This is a genomic window from Rhizobacter sp. P5_A1 (genome assembly GCF_056400745.1).
Genome location: NZ_JBFUKR010000003.1, coordinates 122,349 through 140,233 on the forward strand (window position 1 = coordinate 122,349; position 17,885 = coordinate 140,233).

Annotated in this window: 17 protein-coding genes; 14 read left to right on the top strand and 3 right to left on the bottom strand. The window is 70.4% G+C overall.

Annotated elements, in window-relative coordinates:
- The first annotated feature begins 131 nt into the window (after positions 1-131).
- From AC1DTW_RS04155 to AC1DTW_RS04180, 6 genes are all read left to right on the top strand, one after another.
- On the top strand, positions 132-2,888 hold the full coding sequence (locus AC1DTW_RS04155; RefSeq protein ID WP_477979410.1) for a serine/threonine-protein kinase: 2,757 nt from the start codon (positions 132-134) through the stop codon (positions 2,886-2,888).
- A gap of 76 nt (positions 2,889-2,964) precedes the next feature.
- Positions 2,965-3,204, top strand: a complete 240-nt coding sequence (locus AC1DTW_RS04160) for a hypothetical protein (RefSeq protein WP_477979412.1) — start codon at positions 2,965-2,967, stop codon at positions 3,202-3,204.
- A gap of 119 nt (positions 3,205-3,323) precedes the next feature.
- Positions 3,324-3,887: an ECF-type sigma factor gene (locus AC1DTW_RS04165; protein WP_477979414.1), complete on the top strand. Its 564-nt coding sequence runs from the start codon at positions 3,324-3,326 to the stop codon at positions 3,885-3,887.
- Between the two features lie 59 nt (positions 3,888-3,946).
- A complete protein-coding gene (locus tag AC1DTW_RS04170) occupies positions 3,947-4,162 on the top strand; it encodes a hypothetical protein (RefSeq protein WP_477979416.1) in 216 nt (71 codons plus the stop codon).
- A gap of 126 nt (positions 4,163-4,288) precedes the next feature.
- Complete coding sequence (locus AC1DTW_RS04175; protein WP_477979418.1) at positions 4,289-5,284, top strand: sensor domain-containing diguanylate cyclase; 996 nt, start codon at positions 4,289-4,291, stop codon at positions 5,282-5,284.
- On the top strand, positions 5,281-6,273 hold the full coding sequence (locus tag AC1DTW_RS04180) for a Bug family tripartite tricarboxylate transporter substrate binding protein (protein WP_477979420.1): 993 nt from the start codon (positions 5,281-5,283) through the stop codon (positions 6,271-6,273). Before AC1DTW_RS04175 ends, AC1DTW_RS04180 begins: the two co-directional genes overlap by 4 nt.
- Here AC1DTW_RS04180 and AC1DTW_RS04185 read toward each other — a convergent pair.
- Positions 6,260-7,015, bottom strand: a complete 756-nt coding sequence (locus AC1DTW_RS04185; RefSeq protein WP_477979422.1) for an NAD(P)-dependent oxidoreductase — start codon at positions 7,013-7,015, stop codon at positions 6,260-6,262. The genes AC1DTW_RS04180 and AC1DTW_RS04185 overlap by 14 nt on opposite strands.
- Before the next feature lie 131 nt (positions 7,016-7,146).
- Between AC1DTW_RS04185 and speB the strand changes: the two genes are divergently transcribed.
- Positions 7,147-8,124 (top strand): agmatinase, encoded by a 978-nt coding sequence (gene speB, locus AC1DTW_RS04190; protein WP_477979424.1) that lies wholly within the window; start codon positions 7,147-7,149, stop codon positions 8,122-8,124.
- Between the two features lie 43 nt (positions 8,125-8,167).
- Here the strand turns inward: speB and AC1DTW_RS04195 are convergent, their stop codons facing one another.
- Both AC1DTW_RS04195 and gcvA read right to left on the bottom strand, forming a co-directional pair.
- On the bottom strand, positions 8,168-9,328 hold the full coding sequence (locus AC1DTW_RS04195) for a hypothetical protein (RefSeq protein WP_477979426.1): 1,161 nt from the start codon (positions 9,326-9,328) through the stop codon (positions 8,168-8,170).
- A 139-nt stretch (positions 9,329-9,467) separates the two neighbouring features.
- Complete coding sequence (gene gcvA / locus AC1DTW_RS04200; protein WP_477979428.1) at positions 9,468-10,382, bottom strand: transcriptional regulator GcvA; 915 nt, start codon at positions 10,380-10,382, stop codon at positions 9,468-9,470.
- Positions 10,383-10,585: 203 nt separating this feature from the next.
- Between gcvA and argH the strand changes: the two genes are divergently transcribed.
- From argH to AC1DTW_RS04235, 7 genes are read left to right on the top strand one after another with little or no spacing between them, the layout of a single operon-like run.
- The gene (argH, locus tag AC1DTW_RS04205; protein WP_477979430.1) at positions 10,586-12,025 is read left to right on the top strand and encodes an argininosuccinate lyase; all 1,440 of its coding nucleotides are present in this window, start codon (positions 10,586-10,588) and stop codon (positions 12,023-12,025) included.
- Positions 12,019-12,921, top strand: coding sequence for an amino acid ABC transporter permease (locus tag AC1DTW_RS04210; RefSeq protein WP_477979432.1), 903 nt, complete (start codon positions 12,019-12,021; stop codon positions 12,919-12,921). Before argH ends, AC1DTW_RS04210 begins: the two co-directional genes overlap by 7 nt.
- A complete protein-coding gene (locus AC1DTW_RS04215) occupies positions 12,918-13,700 on the top strand; it encodes an amino acid ABC transporter ATP-binding protein (protein WP_477979434.1) in 783 nt (260 codons plus the stop codon). The genes AC1DTW_RS04210 and AC1DTW_RS04215 overlap by 4 nt, the downstream gene beginning before the upstream one ends.
- Before the next feature lie 39 nt (positions 13,701-13,739).
- Positions 13,740-14,570: an ABC transporter substrate-binding protein gene (locus tag AC1DTW_RS04220; protein WP_477979436.1), complete on the top strand. Its 831-nt coding sequence runs from the start codon at positions 13,740-13,742 to the stop codon at positions 14,568-14,570.
- Between the two features lie 7 nt (positions 14,571-14,577).
- Entirely contained in the window at positions 14,578-15,435 is an 858-nt protein-coding gene (locus AC1DTW_RS04225; RefSeq protein WP_477979438.1) for a polysaccharide deacetylase family protein, read from the top strand.
- Positions 15,432-16,343 (top strand): polysaccharide deacetylase family protein, encoded by a 912-nt coding sequence (locus AC1DTW_RS04230; RefSeq protein WP_477979440.1) that lies wholly within the window; start codon positions 15,432-15,434, stop codon positions 16,341-16,343. Before AC1DTW_RS04225 ends, AC1DTW_RS04230 begins: the two co-directional genes overlap by 4 nt.
- The gene (locus AC1DTW_RS04235) at positions 16,340-17,728 is read left to right on the top strand and encodes an MmgE/PrpD family protein (RefSeq protein WP_477979442.1); all 1,389 of its coding nucleotides are present in this window, start codon (positions 16,340-16,342) and stop codon (positions 17,726-17,728) included. The genes AC1DTW_RS04230 and AC1DTW_RS04235 overlap by 4 nt, the downstream gene beginning before the upstream one ends.
- The last annotated feature ends 157 nt before the right edge of the window (positions 17,729-17,885 follow it).

Sequence of the window (17,885 nt, forward strand, 5' to 3'; positions counted from 1 at the left end):
CGCCTGAAAGCGCGCGGGCCTGGGCGTCGGGTCGGATCGCTGGACGATCGATCAAGGAACGGCGACGCCCGAACAGGGCATGCGCGCCGGCGGCGCCCAGAGTCGCATGTTTCGGCCATCGAGATCGCGACGTGACGGAAAGTCCAGCGGCAGACACGAGCGCCAGGCGCGTGGCGCGCATCGATGCGCGCCAATGGAGACGCGTCAGTGCCTTGCTCGACGAATTGCTCGAGCTCGACGAGGAGTCGCGCGCGTCGCGGCTCGAACGGATGCAGGCGGACGACGGCGCGCTGGCCGGCGAACTGCGCAGCTTGCTTGCCGGTCAGGCTCGCCTCGATCGCGAGGCCTTCCTGGTCGCCAGCGCCGGCGCGTTTGCGGACAACGCCACGCTGGCCGGGCGCACGCTGGGTGCGTACACCCTCGACCGCCCGCTCGGTGCCGGCGGGATGGGCGCGGTCTGGCTCGCGCACCGCAGCGACGGGCGCTACGCCGGGAGTGTGGCGATCAAGCTGCTGAACCAGGCCCTGCTGGCGGGCAGCGGTGCGATCCGCTTTGCCCGTGAAGGCCAGGCCCTGGCCCGGCTCGGCCACCCGAACATCGCGCAACTGCACGACGCCGGCATCACGTCGTGCGGGCAGCCGTACCTGGTGCTCGAGCATGTCGAGGGCGAGCACATCGATCAATGGTGCGACAGCAGGAAGCTGGGCGTGCAGGCGCGGGTGCGCGTCGTGCTCGATGTGCTGGCGGCGGTGGCGCACGCGCACAGCAAGCTGGTGCTGCACCGGGATCTGAAGCCGAGCAACATCCTGATCAACGGCGAGGGCCAGGTCAAGCTGCTCGACTTCGGCGTTGCCAAGCTGCTCGACGACGATGGCGGGCCGATGGACGCGTCGCAGCTCACGCAGGTCGGCGCCCGAGCCTTCACGCCGGACTATGCGGCGCCGGAACAGATCGATGGCGGCGAGGTGAGCACGGCGACGGACGTGTATGCCCTCGGCGTGCTCCTGTACGTGCTGCTGGGCGGCGGCCACCCGACCGCGCGCCAGACCGACACGCCGGTCGAGCGCTTGCGATCGGTCGCGACGGCCGAACCGCAGCGGCTGTCGGCCGCGGCCGCGCGCAATGCCGCGTTGGCGCCGCCGCTCGCCGAATGTGGTGCGCGGCTGAACCGCGCACTGCGCGGCGACCTCGACAACATCGTTGCCAAGGCGCTGAAGAAGGCGCCGGGCGAGCGCTATCCGACCGTCGCCGCGCTGGCCGACGATTTGCAGCGCCACCTGGCCAACCAGACCGTCAGCGCGCACGCCGATACGCTGGTCTATCGCGCGGCCAAGTTCGTGCGCCGGCATCGGGTGGGCGTGCTCACGGCCGCGGTCGTCGGCGCGGCGTTCGTGGCCAGCAGCGCCGTGGCCCTGGTGCAGATGGTCGAGGCCCGCGAACAGCGGCAGATGGCCGAGGAGGAGGCGAGCCGCGCCGGCTCGACGCGCGAGTTCCTCGAGTTCGTGCTGACCGACGCCGGCGCGAGCGGCCGACCGTTCACGACCGACGAGTTGCTCGCGCGCGGCGAACGGCAGTTCGCCGCGCAGTTCGGTCGTGGCGAGAGCCGGCTCGCGGTCGAGCAGCTGATCACGCTGGCCAAGCTCTACTCGGCGCTCGGCCGCCAGAAGAAGGCGCTCGAGCTGACCGAGACCGCGCATCGGCGGGCGACGCAGGGCGGCTACGCCGATCTGCGCCGCCGCGTCGCCTGCGAGCTGGGCCAGCAGCTCCATTTCGTGTCGAGGCTGGACGACGCGGCCCGGCTGCTCGATCGGTCGATTGCCGAACTGCGCGCCGGCCAGGCCGCTGCGCCGGCGCTGGTCGAGTGCCTGCAGTACCGCGCCGACCTGTCGCTCACGCAGGACGACATCGGTGCCGGCGTTGCGGCGGCCGAGGAGGCCAGCGCGCTGGCGGCCACGCTGATGGTGGCGTCGCCGACGGTCCAGATCGCGCCGCGCCTGCAGCTCGCCGTTGCCTACCGCCTGGCGGGGCAGCGCGCCCGGGCCGACAGCACCTACCAGGAGATCGACTTGCTGCTGAAGCGGCTCGGCCGCGATCGCACGGCCGATGCCGCGGTGCTCGATGCGGGCTGGGCGCTGGTGAAGTCCGATGTCGGCGATCCGCTGGCCGCCGCCCGACTGCTCGCTGCGGCGCTCGACATCAGCCGCGCGCTGCGCCCCGACGGCAAGCCCGATCACATCACCAGCCTGAACCATGCCCAGCGCCTGCTGAGCCTGAACCGGCTCGACGACGCACAGGACTACTTCGAGCGCGCCCGAGGCATGGCGCGCAACGAAGACGATGCCGACATCGCAGCGCTGGCGATGCTGGGCCTGGCGGCGGTGCAGCGCGAGCGCGGCCATCTGGCGGCGGCCGATGCGGCACTGCGGGCGACGCGCGACTTTGTCGACCAGCACTTCCCGGCCGAGCATCCCGCCCGAAGCGAACTGCTGCTCGAGGCGGGTCGCCTCGAACTGGCGCGCCGGGACTTCGCCGCAGCGACCCGGACCTTGTCGGCGGTCGTCGAGCGAAATGCCGCGGTGAAGGCGCGTCGGCCCACCCATGCAACGAACCTCGCGCTGCTGGCGCGGGCGGAGGCGGGGACCGGCGCCGGCGCCGCCGCGGCGGCGCATGCAGCGCAGGCGGTTGCGCTGGCCGGCACGTTTGCACTGCCGGGCCACCCCTCCTACTGGCTCGGCCACTGCCTGCTGTTGCAGGCCCAGGTCGAGCTCGCGCGCGGCGATGCGGCGGCGTCGCGGGCGCTCGCGGCGCGCGCGGCACCGCAGCTCGACGCGACCGTGGGCGCCGGGCATCCGTTGACCCTGGAGGCGCAGGCGCTCGCGCGTCGGTGAGCGCGGGTGTCGCTGCCGGGCCGCGCTTCCCGATTACCCCTGCATGGGCACGCCGTGCCCGAACCGAGGGCGCGCCATGTCACTGCCGGACCGAGAACGCTGGAAGCAGCTGGGGCCGATCCTCGAGGAGCTGCTCGGCATGGCGCCCGCGGCGCGCGACCGACGGCTGAGCGCCTTGCGCATCCGCGACGCCGCGCTCGCACGGGAACTCGAAGCCATGCTCCGCGCCGCGGCGGCCGCCGAGGCCGACCGATTCCTCGAAGGCGAGGCGGCCCGCGAGGGCATCGATGCGTTGCACAAGCCGCTCGACTCGTGAGTGGCCCGCCGAACGCCTGCCACGGAAACAAGCCGTCGATCGGTGGCGCGTTCGACGGCGCGTTTTCGATGTACCACCCAAGGGCAGCTTCCCGCTGACCGCAACGGCCAGGCTTCGCGATGACGACATGTACCCGGATCGACCCGACCTGCAGCCGCGCTGCACGAGCGAGCGCGCTGTCGCCGCCGGACGCGCTGTTCCAGGCGCTCTATGGGGACCTGTGCCGGCTGGCGCGCCGCGAGGTGCGACGCAACGGCGCGCGCGACATGATGAGCACCCAGACCGTCGTCCATGAAGCCTGGCTGGACCTGAGCCGGCGGCCGTCGCTGGCCTTCGAGAGCGATGGCCGATTCCTGGCCTATGCCGCGCGCGCCATGCGCGGTCTGGTGATCGACCGCGTGCGGACGCGCCACTCGCAGAAGCGCGGCGGCTCGCTCATCACCTCGCTCGACACGCACCACGCCGAGCAGATCGCCCAGCCCGAGTTCCTGCAGGAGCTCGGCGACGCACTCGACGACCTGTCGACGCTCGAACCCGAACTCGCGCACGTCGTCGACCTGAAATTCTTCTGCGGCTTCACGCTCGCGGAGATCGCCGTGATGCAGAGCGTGTCGGAGCGCACCGTGCAACGGCAATGGGAGAAGGCGCGCCTGATGCTGTACGGCGCGCTCGGCCAGGCCTGACGCGTGGGCCGCAGACACGCGCCGCGACACCCCTTCCTGCCACCCTCACCCGACGACCCATGAATGCTTTCACGACCCGCCTGGCGACATCCGCCTGGGCGCTGACCGTTCTCGCGGCGCTGGCCTCGGCCGCCGCCTGTTCGACGCTGTCCGACGCCTCGATCGATGTGGCCGCCGGCATCCGGCGCGCCGACACGCAGGGCGTGTTCCTCGAGGCACGCGCCATCGGTGCGCAGATCCGCGCGCGCGTTGGCGCCGACGGGCCGGCCCACTGAATCGCGCCGCCGGACGTTCGGGCCACGGATCCCGGCGCCGTGGCGTGGCAGCTCGACGACAGTCTGCGCTGATCGGCGCCTGGGCCGGGCGCGGGTCATGGGAAACTTCGCGCGTACCCAGGCCCCATGAGCAACGACCGCCCCACCGACCCGCGACCCATCACCGAAGCGCGCCTGCTCTCCATGGTGAATGCCAGCGGCGACAGCTTCTGGGAAACGGATGTCGCGCGTCGCTTCGTCCACATCAGCGACAACATGTGCCGCATGATGGGCTACCCGCGCGAAGAACTGCACGGTCGCTCGGTCCTGGAGTTCATGACGCCGGAATACAGCGCAGAGGTCATTCGGCACTCGAAGGCGCGTGGCAGCGAGGACAACCCGCTGGCCCACGTCGGGCCGATCCGGCACGAAGGGGAATTCTTTCGCAAGGACGGATCCAGGTTGTGGATCGAGACCGTCTCCGTGCCGGTGTTCGACGACGACGGCGTCCACATCGGCTACTTCGGCATCACCCGCGACACGACCGAGCGCAAGCGCGCCGAGCGGGCACTGCTCGAGGCGAACCACCAGCTCGAGGCGCAGCTTCGCCACATCCATGAACTGCACGAGCAGATGCGCGAGCAGGCCATTCGCGACGAGCTGACCGGCGTGCACAACCGCCGCCACTTCGTCGACGTGGCCGAACGCGAACTCGAGCGTGCGCGTCGCCATGGGGCCTCGGTTTCGCTGGTGATGATGGACATCGATCACTTCAAAAACGTCAACGACCTGTACGGGCATTCCACCGGCGACATCGCGCTGAAGGCTGTCGGCTCGATGCTGAGCGCCACCACGCGCCTCGGTGACCTCGCGTTTCGGCTGGGCGGCGAGGAGTTCGCCGTTCTTCTGGTGGGCATGGGCCATGAAGGTGCCCTGGAGCGCGCCGAGAATTGGCGGTCCACGCTGGCCGGGATGACCACCCCGGCGGATGCCACCACGCTGAGGCTGACGGCCTCGTTCGGCGTGGCCACGTTTCCGCAGCAAGCCGGCACCCTCGTCGAACTGATGAAGATTGCCGACGCCCGCATGTACCACGCGAAGTCGCTGGGGCGTGATCGGGTGATCGGCTGGAGACCCGAATGACCACCTCCGAACTGACCCGCCGCGACGCGCTGCGTCTTGGCGGAACGGCCGCCGTCGGGGCCCTGATGCCCCTTGCAGCGCGTTCGCAGCCCACGTGGCCGAACAGGCCGATTCGCTTCGTCGTTCCGTTCGCCCCCGGGGGCAGTTCGGAGATCGTCGCTCGCGCGACCGCGGCCGAGATGGCCAAGTTGCTGGGCCAAAGCGTGTACGTCGAGAACAAGCCCGGCGGGGCCGGCAACGTGGCGATGGCCGAAGTCGCGCGTGCGGACGACCAGCACACGCTGATCCTCGGGCACATCGGCACGCTGGCCGTGAACCCGTTCATCTTCGACAAGCTTCCGTACGACCCGTACAAGGCGTTCCGGCCGATCTCGCTGCTGTCCAAGGTCCCCAGCCTGTACGTGGTGCGGCCCGACCTGCCGGCCAAGGACCTGAAGGAGTTCATCGCGCTGGCCAAGACCAGGCCCGGCGCGCTGAACTACGGCTCGGCGGGCAACGGCAGTGCCGGTCACCTGGCATTCGAATACCTGAAGATGGTGAGCAACACCTTCGTGCTGCATGTTCCCTACCGCGGCACCGGGCCGCAACTCACCGATCTGATGGGCGGCCGGCTCGATGCGGCCGCGGTCGGAGCGCCGGCGGTGCTGCAGTTCATCCGGACCGGCAAGCTGCGCTGCATCGCCACCGGCACCAGCCAGCGCCTGCCGCAGCTGCCCGATGTGCCGACCGTTGCCGAACAGGGCTTCCCGGGCTTCGAGATGACGCAGTGGTATGGCCTGCTGGCGCCTTCGTCGCTGCCGCAGGCCAGCGCCGACAAGCTGGCCGTTGCTGCGGCCCGTGCCGTCAAGGAGCCCGCCGCGCTGAAGCTCCTGGAGAGCGAGGCCGCGATCGCCGTGGGCAGCACCAGCGCCGAGTTCGCCCGCTTCATCGAACAAGAGCAGCAGCGCTGGAAGCCGGTGATCGCCCGCGCCAGGATCAAACCGGACTGAGCGACGTCCTCGGGGCGGCGCTCAGTAGCCGCGCGCCAGATCGACCTGGTTCAGCAGGGGCTCGCCGCGCATGGCTCGGCGCACGTTCTCGGCGACCTGCGACGCCGCCGTTGCCGGGGTGACGATGCCGGCGACGTGCGGCGTGATCAGGATGCCGGGATGCGCCCAGAAGGGATGCCCGTGCGGCAGCGGCGCCGCCGTGCGTCCGGATGCCGGGAACATCGCGCCGCGCTCGGCTCCATCCGTGCACCTGGAACCCGTCGCCAGCCAGCGCCTCGGCGACTGCCCGGCCGAGTTCGCCCAGGCCCAGCACGCCGACGACCGTGTCGCGGTTCAGCCGCGGCAGCTCGAAGCGCCAGGTCGATTCGCGCGAGGCCCTTTCGTAGCGGTGAAAGCGCCGGTGGTAGCGATAGACCGCGGCCCTCGCGTAGCACACCATGTGCTGCGCGAGCGCGCTGTCGACCGACCGCGCCAGCGGCACGCCGGCGGGCATGCGCTCGCGGTCGAACTGGTTGATTCCTGCCGACAGCGAGAGCACCGCGCGCAGGTTGCGGAACGCGAGCAGGCCATCGGGGGGCAGGCTGTACATCAGCCCGATGTCGATCTCGTGCGGCGCGGCGCAGTCGGGGCCGACGATGAAGTCGAAGCGGTCGTTGCCGAGCTGCGCGGCGAGCGCGTCGCGCCAGATCGCGGGCGAATCGAGGCGGCTGAAGAAGTAGATGCGGGGACGCGGCACGCTCATCGTGGCGCGAATCATAGGCAGCGCGGCACGACCGTCCGGCAATAAATCTAAGCCAGGGCGCTGAGATTTTCGACGCGCGCGTGCGCGCAGCGGCTCCTATGATTTGTTCACCCTTGCAGTCGGCACCCCCCGTGAACCCTTCGGACCCTCCTGTCGGCGCTGCGCGCTTCAACCAGCCCTTGGGCGGTGACGAGGTGCCGCGCTTCGCCGGCATCGCGACGATGATGCGGCTGCCGCACCAGCCGAGCACCGAGGGCCTCGATGCCTGCTTCGTCGGCGTGCCCTTCGATCTGGGCACCTCGAACCGCTCGGGCGCGCGCTTCGGGCCGCGCCAGGTGCGCAGCGAGTCGGTGCTGCTGCGGCCCTACAACATGGCGACGCGCGCCGCGCCGTTCGATTCGCTGCAGGTCGCCGACATCGGCGATGTCGCGACCAACGCCTACAACATCGTCGACTCGATCAATCGGATCGAGGCCGCCTACGACCGCATCATCGCGAACGGCTGCCGCCCGATCACGATCGGCGGCGACCACACGATCGCCTGGCCGATCCTGCGCGCGATGCGCAGGAAGTACGGGCCGATCGGCGTCGTGCACGTCGACGCGCACGCCGACGTCAACGACACGATGGGCGGCGAGAAGATCGCGCACGGCACGCCGTTCCGCCGCGCCGTCGAGGAGGGCCTGCTCGACTGCAACCGCGTCGTGCAGATCGGCCTGCGCGGCACCGGCTACCACGCCGACGATTTCGACTGGTGCCGCGCACAGGGCTTTCGCGTCGTGCAGGCCGAGGAGTGCTGGCACAGGAGTCTGGTGCCGCTGATGAAAGAGGTGGTCGAGCGCGTGGGCAGCGGCCCGGTCTACCTGAGCTTCGACATCGATGGCCTCGACCCGGCGTTCGCGCCCGGCACCGGCACGCCCGAGATCGGCGGGCTGAGCGTGCAGCAGGGCCTGGAGATCATCCGCGGCCTGCGGGGGGTGAACATCGTCGGCGCCGACCTGGTCGAGATCTCGCCGCCCTACGACCCGCACGGCACGACCGCGCTGGTCGGCGCGAACCTGGCGTTCGAGATGCTGTGCGTGCTGCCCGGGGTCGCGTACCGCCGCTGAAGCCGGTCGGCGGCCGAGCGGCGCGATCGGCGGGCGGCTCCCTTCAAGGGTGCACTTCGCGCAGCGGTCCCTGCGCATCGACGAAGTTGCGCGAGCTCAGCGCCTGGATGCCGGCGTTGTGCTCGCCGTTGAACGGCGTCACGTCGCCGGGGCAGCCGGCCTTCACCGCGTCGGCCGGCGAGTCGAACCAGATGCCGAGATGGAAGGTATGAACCGGCCCGGTCGGCGGGTTGAGCTGCGCGTCGGGAAAGGCGTTGTGGTGCACCTGCGGCGCCGGTGCGCTGCCCGGCGCGACGATGAAGCTCTCTTCGTTGAACCGGCCGATGAAGGTCTGGCGCCCCAGCCCGTACTGGTTGGTTTCGATTTCGCCCTGGTACCACGCCAGGCCGAAGGGCGCGTTCGGCACCTGGGTGACGAACACATCGAAGCCGGTCTTCGGCGGCAGCCCCTGGACGGTCACGTCCATCACGTCGACCGCGCCTTCGGAGCGGATGCGGACTTCCGCGCTCGCCTGTGCGAGGCAATTGGCATTCGCCGCCTTGGCGGAGCGCACCAGCGCGAACTGCGCGCGCTTGCCCGCGATGCTCACCGGCGCGTTGCCGTTGTCGGGTGCGAAATCGGAGACCACCGTGTTCGCCAGCGAGAGTTCGGAGCGCGGCCACACGTTGTACGTGTATTCCTTGAGCTTGAAACCCTGCGACGGAAACAGCGCGAGCGGCACGGTCGCCGTGATCTGGTTGGCGTTGATCGTGACCGCCACATTGGGCAGCGGCACCAGCCCGGGATTGAGCACATCGAAGAACAGCGCCTGGCCGGCCGCCGTCAGCGCGATCGCCGAATCCCACATCACGCCGTTGCCGATCTTCGGCTCGCCGCCGAGCGGGCCGTGGAACACGAGGTTGCCGCCGGCCGCACCGGCGCCGCGATCGATGCCGAAGACGTAGAGCTTCGGCGACCGCGTATCGATGTTGCCCTTCATCGTCGCCGAGAACGTGATCGTCTGCGCCAGCGCATCGATCACCACGTCGGCCTGCAGCACATCGAGGTCGCTGTCCTTCGGTCCGGCGTAGCTGGGCAGAAAGTCCGGGCTCGCGTCGAGGAACGGCAATGCCTGCGCGTGGCCGGTGAAGCCGGCGGTGCAGAGCGCCGCGGCGAACAGCTTGAGAAGATGGCCTCGCAGCGGGAGGCGAGTCTGTGAATGCATGGGATGCTCCTGAAGTGCGTGCGATGAAGAGGACGCCCTCGCGTTCTCGTTGCGACATGACCGCCGGAACTGGCCGTCGAAGGGGAGATCGCAAACGCGGCGCGGAACGCGACAGCTCGATCGCAGCCGACCAGACCCGCTATGCGCCGCCGGGCACCTTGCTCAGCATCCACTCGCTGAACCCCGCGACCAGCGGGCTCTCGCCGACCTCGTGGCGGCACACCACGTAGTACGCGTGCCTGGCCGGCACGCTCTGCTCGAACAGGCGCACCAGCCGGCCTTCGGCCAGGTCGTCGCCGGCCAGCAGGCTGTCGCCGAGCGCGACGCCCTGGCCGTGCAGCGCGGCCTCGATCGCGAGGTGGAAGTTGCCCATCTCGGTCATGCGAAAACCGTCGGTGCGTGCGCCGGCCGCGAGCAGCCAGCGGGTCCATTCGGCGCCGCCGTCCTCGCACAGCAGCAGGTGGTGCTTCAGGTCGTCGGGCGTGCGCACGCCTTGCGGGCCGTTGATCAAGGCCGGGCTGCACAGCGGGAAGATCTCTACCGGGCTGAGCAGGCGCACCTGGCGGTCCGGCCAGATGCCGGTGCCGTAGCGGATGCAGACGTCGACCGACGGCGAGTAGACCTCCTTGTCGTCGTTCGACGCGATCAGCCTGAAGCGCACGTCGGGGTGCGCGGTCAGGAACTCGCCGATGTGGCGCGTGATCAGCCGCGAACTCAGGCCGACCGGTGCCGAGACGACGAGGTCGCCGACCATCGCCGTGTCGCCCATGCGCGCCGCGGCCGACGCGATCATCTGGAACGCGGCCCGCACCGACGGCAGCAGGGCCTCGCCGTGCGAGGTCAGCTTGAGCCGGGTCTTGTTGCGGGTGAACAGCTGCACGCCCAGCGCTTCTTCGAGCGTGCGCAGCTGATGGCTCACTGCGCTGGGCGTGACGCTGAGCTCGTCGGCGGCCTTCACGACGGTGAGGTGGCGTGCGGTCGCGTCGAAGGCGCGCAGCGCATTGAGTGGCGGCAGCCGGCTGCGGGTCGTCAGGCGCTTCGCGGCGTCGTGCATGAGCGGGCTGTCGTTCGATTTTTCATGAGGGGGTTTAACGCTTGCAAGGTTCAGGCCACAACCCGCGTTTCCCCGCGGTTCGGGCTCTTTTGCCGACGCTTCGGTGCTGAGAATTTTTGCAGCCGGCGCGGTTCTTAATCTCGGTTTCCAGCCCGCGGCATCCTCACTACGATCGCGCCATCTTGTCCCTGGATGGCGCCCGCATGGAATCAACTTCAACGAGTGGAACCCAGCGCCTGTGGGGTGCGCGCTTCAAGTCGGAGCCTTCGGCCGCGTTGAAGGCGCTGTCGCGCTCCGAGCCGAGCTTCTTCCGGCTCGTGCCGTACGACCTGGCGGGCTCGCGGGCCCATGCGCGCGAGCTGCAGCGCGCCGGCATCCTGCAGCCCACCGAGCTGAACCAGCTGCTGGTCGCGATCGACCAGGTCGAGCGCGAGTTCGTCGCGGGTGAGCTGCACCCGTCGGAGGCCGACGAGGACGTGCACACCTTTCTCGAGCGCGTGCTGACGACGCGGCTCGGTTCGATCGGCGGCAAGCTGCGCGCCGGTCGCTCGCGCAACGACCAGGCCGCCAACGACCTGAAGCTCTACCTGCGCGACCGGGCCCGCAGCATCGTCGGTGCGGTGCTCGAGCTGCAGGCCGCGCTGGTGCAGCAGGCCGAGGCGCACACCGAGACCTTGTCGACCGGCTTCACGCACCTGCAGCCGGCGCAACCGGTCGTGTTCGCGCATCACCTGCTCGCGCATGCGCAGGCCATCGGCCGCAACATCGACCGCTTGATCGACTGGGACCGCCGCAGCGCGCGCTCGCCGCTCGGCGCGGCCGCGCTCGCGGGCTCGGCGATCTGCCGGTCGCCGGAGTTGTCCGCGGTCGAGCTCGGCTACGACGCGCCGTGCGAGAACTCGATCGATGCGGTCGCGGCGCGCGATCACGTGTGCGAGTTCCTGTTCGTCGCCGGCATGCTGGCAGTGGAGCTCTCGCGCCTGTCGGAAGAGGTCGTGCTGTGGTCGTCGCGGCAGTTCCAGTGGGTCACGCTGGACGACGCCTACTGCACCGGCAGTTCGATCATGCCGCAGAAGAAGAACCCCGACATCGCCGAACTGAGCCGCGGCAAGGCCGGCCGCCTGATCGGCAACATCGTCAGCCTGATGGCCGCGCTGAAGTCGCTGCCGCTGGCCTACAACCGCGACATGGCCGAGGACAAGAGCGCGGCCTTCGACAGCGTCGACACGCTCGCGCTGGTGCTGCCGGCGATGGCCGGGATGATCCGCACGATGCGCGTCAACGTCGACGAGCTGCGCCGCCAGGCGCCGCTGGGCTTCACGCTCGCGACCGAGGTCGCCGACTGGCTGGCCGTCGGCGGCGTGCCCTTCAGCGAGGCGCACGAGATCACCGGCGCACTGGTGAAGGCGTGCGAGGCGAAGCAGATCGAACTCGGCGCGGCTTCGGTGCAACTGCTTGCCGAGGTCGACCCGCGGCTCACGGCCGGCGTGCTGGAGCACCTCACGCTCGAAGCGGCGGTGGCCGCACGCACCGGCCCCGGTGGCACCGCACCGGCGCGCGTGCGCGAACAGATCGGCCGCCTGAAGCAGCACCTGACGGCGCAGGCCGCGTGGACCGCGAACTACCGAGGCCCGCGATGCTGAGCGCAAGCGCCGCGGCACCCGCCGATCGCGAACCGGGCAGCGCGCCGGCCGGGGTCGCCGAACTCGGCAGCATCTCGCACCTGACGCATGTGCCGCGCCGCTACTGGGGCCGCTACCTCGCGACCGCGCTGATCGTGATCGCGCTGCTGTTCGTCGCCAACGCGTTCGCGCGCGGCAAGATCGAGTGGTCGTACGTGGCGAAGTTCCTGACCGCGCAATCGATCCTGACCGGCCTCGTCAACACCGTCGTGATGAGCATCCTGGCGATGGCGCTGGGCATCGTGCTCGGGGTCGTGACCGCGGTGATGCGGCTGTCGACCAATCCGGTGCTGAGCTGGGTCGCGCGCGGCTACACCTGGCTGTTCCGCGGCACGCCGGTGATCCTGCAGCTGCTGCTGTGGTTCAACCTCGCACTGGTGTTCCCGGCCATCGGGCTGCCCGGCGTGTGGGAGATGCGCACCGTCGATCTGATGACGCCGTTCCTCGCGGCGCTGCTCGGCCTGGGCATCAACCAGGGCGCCTACACCTCGGAGGTCGTGCGCGCGGGCCTGCTGTCGGTCGACGTGGGCCAGTACGAAGCCGCGAAGGCGATCGGCATGCCGCGCCTGCTGGCGCTGCGCCGCATCATCCTGCCGCAGGCGATGCGCGTGATCATCCCGCCGATCGGCAACGAGTTCGTCGGCATGATCAAGCTGACCTCGCTGGCCAGCGTGATCCAGTACGCCGAGATGCTGCACAGCGCGCAGAACATCTACTACGCGAACGCGCGCGTGATCGAGCTGCTGATCGTCGCGGGCATCTGGTACGTGGTCGTCGTCACGGTGCTGTCGATCGTGCAGTCGCGCATCGAGCGGTTCTATGCACGCGGCGCGGGCCGCACGGCGGCGAGGCAATGAGCATGGACCTGCAGACGCGACCCATCGTGCGCGCGGTCGACGTGCGCAAGCGCTTCGGTGACTTCCAGGCGCTGCACGGCATCACGCTGGACATCGCACCGGCCGAGGTGCTGTGCGTGATCGGGCCGTCCGGCTCCGGCAAGAGCACCTTCCTGCGCTGCATCAACCAGCTCGAAAGCGTCAGCGACGGTGCGCTGTGGGTCGGCGGCGAGCTGGTCGGGTTCCGGCGCGCCGGCGACAAGCTGCATGCGCTGTCCGAGACCGAGATCGCGCGCCAGCGGCTGAAGACCGGCATGGTGTTCCAGCGCTTCAACCTGTTCCCGCACATGACGGTGCTCGAGAACGTCTGCGAGGGCCCGGTGCAGGTGCTGAAGCGCCCGCGCGCCGAGGTGCTCGCCGAGGCGCGCGCGCTGCTCGACCGCGTCGGCCTCGCGGCCAAGTGCGATGCGTTCCCGATCGAACTCTCGGGCGGCCAGCAGCAGCGCGTCGCGATCGCCCGCGCGCTCGCGATGAAGCCGCAGCTGATGCTGTTCGACGAGCCCACGTCGGCGCTCGACCCCGAGCTCGTCGGCGAGGTGCTCGCGGTGATGCGCGACCTGGCGAAGAGCGGCATGACGATGATCGTCGTGACGCACGAGCTCGGCTTCGCGCGCGAAGTGGCGACGCGCGTGATGTTCATGGACCAGGGCCGGGTCGTCGAGACCGGCACGCCCGAGCAGGTTCTGTCCGCCCCGCGGCACGCCCGCACCCGCGAGTTCATCTCGGCCGTGCGCGGCTGAGCCTGTTGCCTTCTTCCCAACGTCCCACCGGAGACCTTCATGTCCCTCAGCCTGTTCCAACGCTCGAGCCTCGTCGCGGCCGCCGTCGCACTCATTCTGCCGGTCGCGCATGCGCAGAGCACGCGCGCCAAGGGCGCGCCGATCACCGCGGCGATCGTCTCGAACTACCCGCCGATGGAGTTCAAGGACCCGGCCACCGCGAAGCTCACCGGCTTCGATGTGGACCTCGGCGAAGCGCTGGCCGCCAAGCTCGGGACCACGATCAAGTGGGAGGAGACGAGCTTCGACCAGATGCTCAGCTCGCTGGCCACCGGGCGTGTCGACATCATCCTGTCGGGCATGACCGATATTCCGACGCGACGCGACGCGGTCAAGTTCATCGACTACCTGAAGACCGGCCCGCAGTTCTACACGATGAAGGAACGCGCCGCCGAGTTCGCGGGCATGGCCGCGCTGTGCGGCAAGAAGGTCGGCGCGAGCCGCCGCACCTCGTTCCCGGGCGAGATCACGAAGTGGAGCGACGACAACTGCGTGAAGGCCGGCAAGCCCGCGATCGTCGTCACCGGCACCGACGGGTCGGCCGACGCGCGCACGCAATTGCGCCAGGGCCGGCTCGATGCGGCGGTGCAGGGCGGCGAGACCCTGCCGTACCTGATGGGCCAGGAGCCGAACACCTATTTCCCGGTCGGCAAGGCCTTCGTGTTCCAGTACGTCGGCCTCGCGGTCACGCGCAAGAACGACGCGCTGGTCGCCGAGCTGAGCGATGCGATGAGCAAGCTGATCGCCGACGGCACCTACGCGAAGATCGCCGCGAAGTGGGGCCTGCAGGATTACGCGCTGCCCAAGGTGATCATCGACAGCGCGAATTGATCTGACGATGCCGATCCGCCAGAGCCTGTGGCCCGACGGCGCGCGCTCCTGCGTCGCGCTCGCCTTCGATGTCGACGGGCCGACCGGCAACGCGATGCTCGACGGCTCGATCTGGCACAACCCCGCGTTCTTCACGCTCGGCAGCTACGGCCCGTGGCGGGCCGTGGGCTATCTGCTGGACCTGCTGGCCGAGTACCGCATCCCGACCACCTTTTTCGTGCCCGGCTGGGTGCTGGAGACCTGGCCGGCACAGATCAAGGCCATCGTCGACCACGGCCACGAGATCGGCTTTCACGGCTACCGGCACGAGGCCTTCTGGCAGCTCACGCGCGAGCGCCAGCAGGAAGTGATGGCGCAGTCGCTCGCGCTGTTCCGCCAGCACCTGGGGTTGACGCCGACCGGCTTTCGCACGCCATCGGGCGACTGGGGCGACGACACGATCGAGGTCCTGCTCGACGCCGGCGTCACCTGGTCGAGCTCGATGCGCGGCGACGACCGGCCCTACTTCATCGAGCACGCGGCGAGCGGCCGGCGGCTCGTCGAGATCCCGGGCCGCTGGGAGCTCGACGACTACGCGTCGCTCGCCTATCAGCGCAACCCGGATTTCCCCGCCGGGCTGGATCGCATCGCGCCCTACGACACGACCTTCGACAACTGGCGGCGCGAGTTCGACGGTTCGCACCGCGACGGCCTGTGCATGACGACGCTGTTCCACCCCAAGGTGTCGGGCAAGCCGGGGCGCGTGCTGCTGCTGGAGCGGCTGCTGCAACACATGCGCGCGGCCGACGGCGTGTGGTTCGCGACCTGCGGCGAGGTCGCGCAGTGGTGGCGCGGCGCGCGCGCGGCAACGCAGGCATCGGCATGACGACGACGCTGCTGCGGTCGACGCCGCGATGGCCGCACGGCAAGCGCATGGCCGTCGTCGTCAGCGTCGACTTTCTCGACACCCACGCGATCCTGACGCAGGAGCCGCGCATGGCCGGTCGCGAGAAGAGCCTGTCGGTCTGGCAATACGGTGCCCGCCGCGGCGTCGACCGCCTGCTGCAGGCGTTCGACGAGTTCACGCTGTCGGCGAGCTGGTTCGTCGCAGGCCGGGCCGCGATCGAACACCGCGCGCTGGTGCAGCGCATCCACCAGGCCGGCCACGAGATCGCCAACGCCACGTTCGCGTGCGAGGATTTCGAGCGCCTCGGCCTCGCGCAGCAGCGCGACAGCCTGCGCAGCGCGCAAGCTGCGCTGGCCGACGCGACCGGCACGGCGCCGGTTGGCTTTCGCGCCCCGTTCGGCAACTGGGCGCCGGGCTTCACGCGCCACTTGCGCGAGGCCGGCATCGAATGGTCGTCGTCGTGGCGCGGCGACGACCGGCCCTACTTCCACCCGCCCGCCGGCGCTGCGCCGTTGATCGAGGTGCCGTTGCACCACGAGCTCGAGGACGAACCGTACTTCGCGTTCAACCTGTTCCCGCCGGTGCCGGTGGGCCAGCCGCGCATCGCGTCGTACCGCGAGGTGCTGGCGAACTGGCGCCAGGACTTCGCCGGCTTCCGCCGCCTCGGGCTGTGCATGCCGCTGCGCATCCACCCCGAGATTCTCGGCACCGCCGGCCGCATCGATCTCTTGCGCGAGCTGCTGGCCACGATCCGGTCGAGCGACGACGTGTGGCTCGCCACCGGCCGCGAGGTCGCGCGATGGTGGCGCACGCAATACCGCGAGAACGAGCCCGGGCACCCGGTCGACGTGCTCGCGCCGCTCCAGCAAGCCGCTTCGATCGCATGACCGTCAGCGCGGCGATGCAGCTCGGCGCGTTCTGCGCGGCCACCCGATTCGACGACCTGCCGCCCGCGCTCGTCGCGCGCGCGAAGCAGCACGTCCTCGACACGCTGGGCGCGGCGCTCGCCGGCAGCGCGGCCTTCGAACCGCGCCAGGCGCTGGCGATGTTGACGGCCGAGGCGACGCATGGCGCTTCGCCGGTGTGGGGCACCGCGACCGCGCTGGGCGCGCGCGATGCCGCCTTCGCGAACGGCGCCGCCGCGCACGCGCTCGAGCTCGACGACACCGGCGGCTGCGACCACTCCGGGGCGGTCGTGTTGCCGGCCGCGCTGGCCGCGCTGGCATTGCCGACGCGGGCGATCTCGGGCCGCGCGCTGCTGACCGCCGTCGTGCTCGGCTACGACGTCGGCCGGCGCGTGCTCGAGGCCTGCGGCGGCTACGCGCCGCACAACGGCGCGGGCTGGCATTCGACCGCGACCTGCGGCACCTTCGGCGCGGCCGCCGCGGCGGCGCATCTGCTCGGGCTCGATGCGGCGCAGACCGCTGCCGCGCTCGGCCACGCGGCCAGCTTCAGCGGCGGGCTCTGGGCCTTCATCCACGACGCGTCGCAGACCAAGCGCCTGCACGCGGGTCGCGCGGCCGAAGGCGGGCTCACGGCGGCGCTGCTGGCCGCGCGCGGCATCAGCGGCCCGACGCAGGTATTCGAGGACGTGTGGGGCGGCTTCTTCAATGCGTTCGCGCCGCAGTCCAGGCAGCCCGAGGCGCTGCTCGCCGAGCTGGGCCAGACCTGGAAGCTGATGCGCTGCTCGATCAAGCCGCACGCGTCCTGCCGCAGCAACCACTCGACGATCGATGCGGTCTTGCACCTGCTCGCCGCGAACCCGGGCCTCGCGCAGCAGGTGCGCCATGTCGACGTGCGCCTGAGCGAGTTCGTGCTGGGCATGTGCGGCGGACGCGACCTGGCCGCGCTGGCCAGCGCGCAGATGAGCCTGCCGTACGCGGTGGCGATCGCGTGGGTGTTCGGCGACGCGAGCCTCGAGCGCTACCTCGCACCGGTGCGCGGCGACGCGCGGCTCGCCGCGGCGATGTCGCTGGTGCGGCTGCAGGCCGACCCTTCGATGGGCGCGCTGGACGAACCCGTCGTCACGATCACCTCGCAGGACGGGCTCGTCGTCTCGCACAGCGTGCCGGTCGCGCTCGGTGCGCCGAGCCATCCGATGTCGGCCGCCGCGCTGCGCGCGAAGTTCCAGGCGCTGGCCACCGTCGCGCTGCCGCCGGCACGAGCCGATGCGCTGGCCGAGCAGGTGCTGCACCTCGACGAGCTCGACGATGCACGCGCGCTGCTCCCGCTGCTCGTCGGCCACGCCGAGCAGCACGCGCTGGTCTGCTGAATTCTTCTCGCGCCAAACAGGCTTGGCGCTGCCAGGGAGCCCCCCCTCACAGGGGCTGACGCCGAGGAGTACTCGAGGTGCGTGGTCGTCACCCGCAGAGGGCCGATGGGCGTGTACAGCGTGGCCTCGAGCGCGAGGCGCTGCATGCTCGGGACTG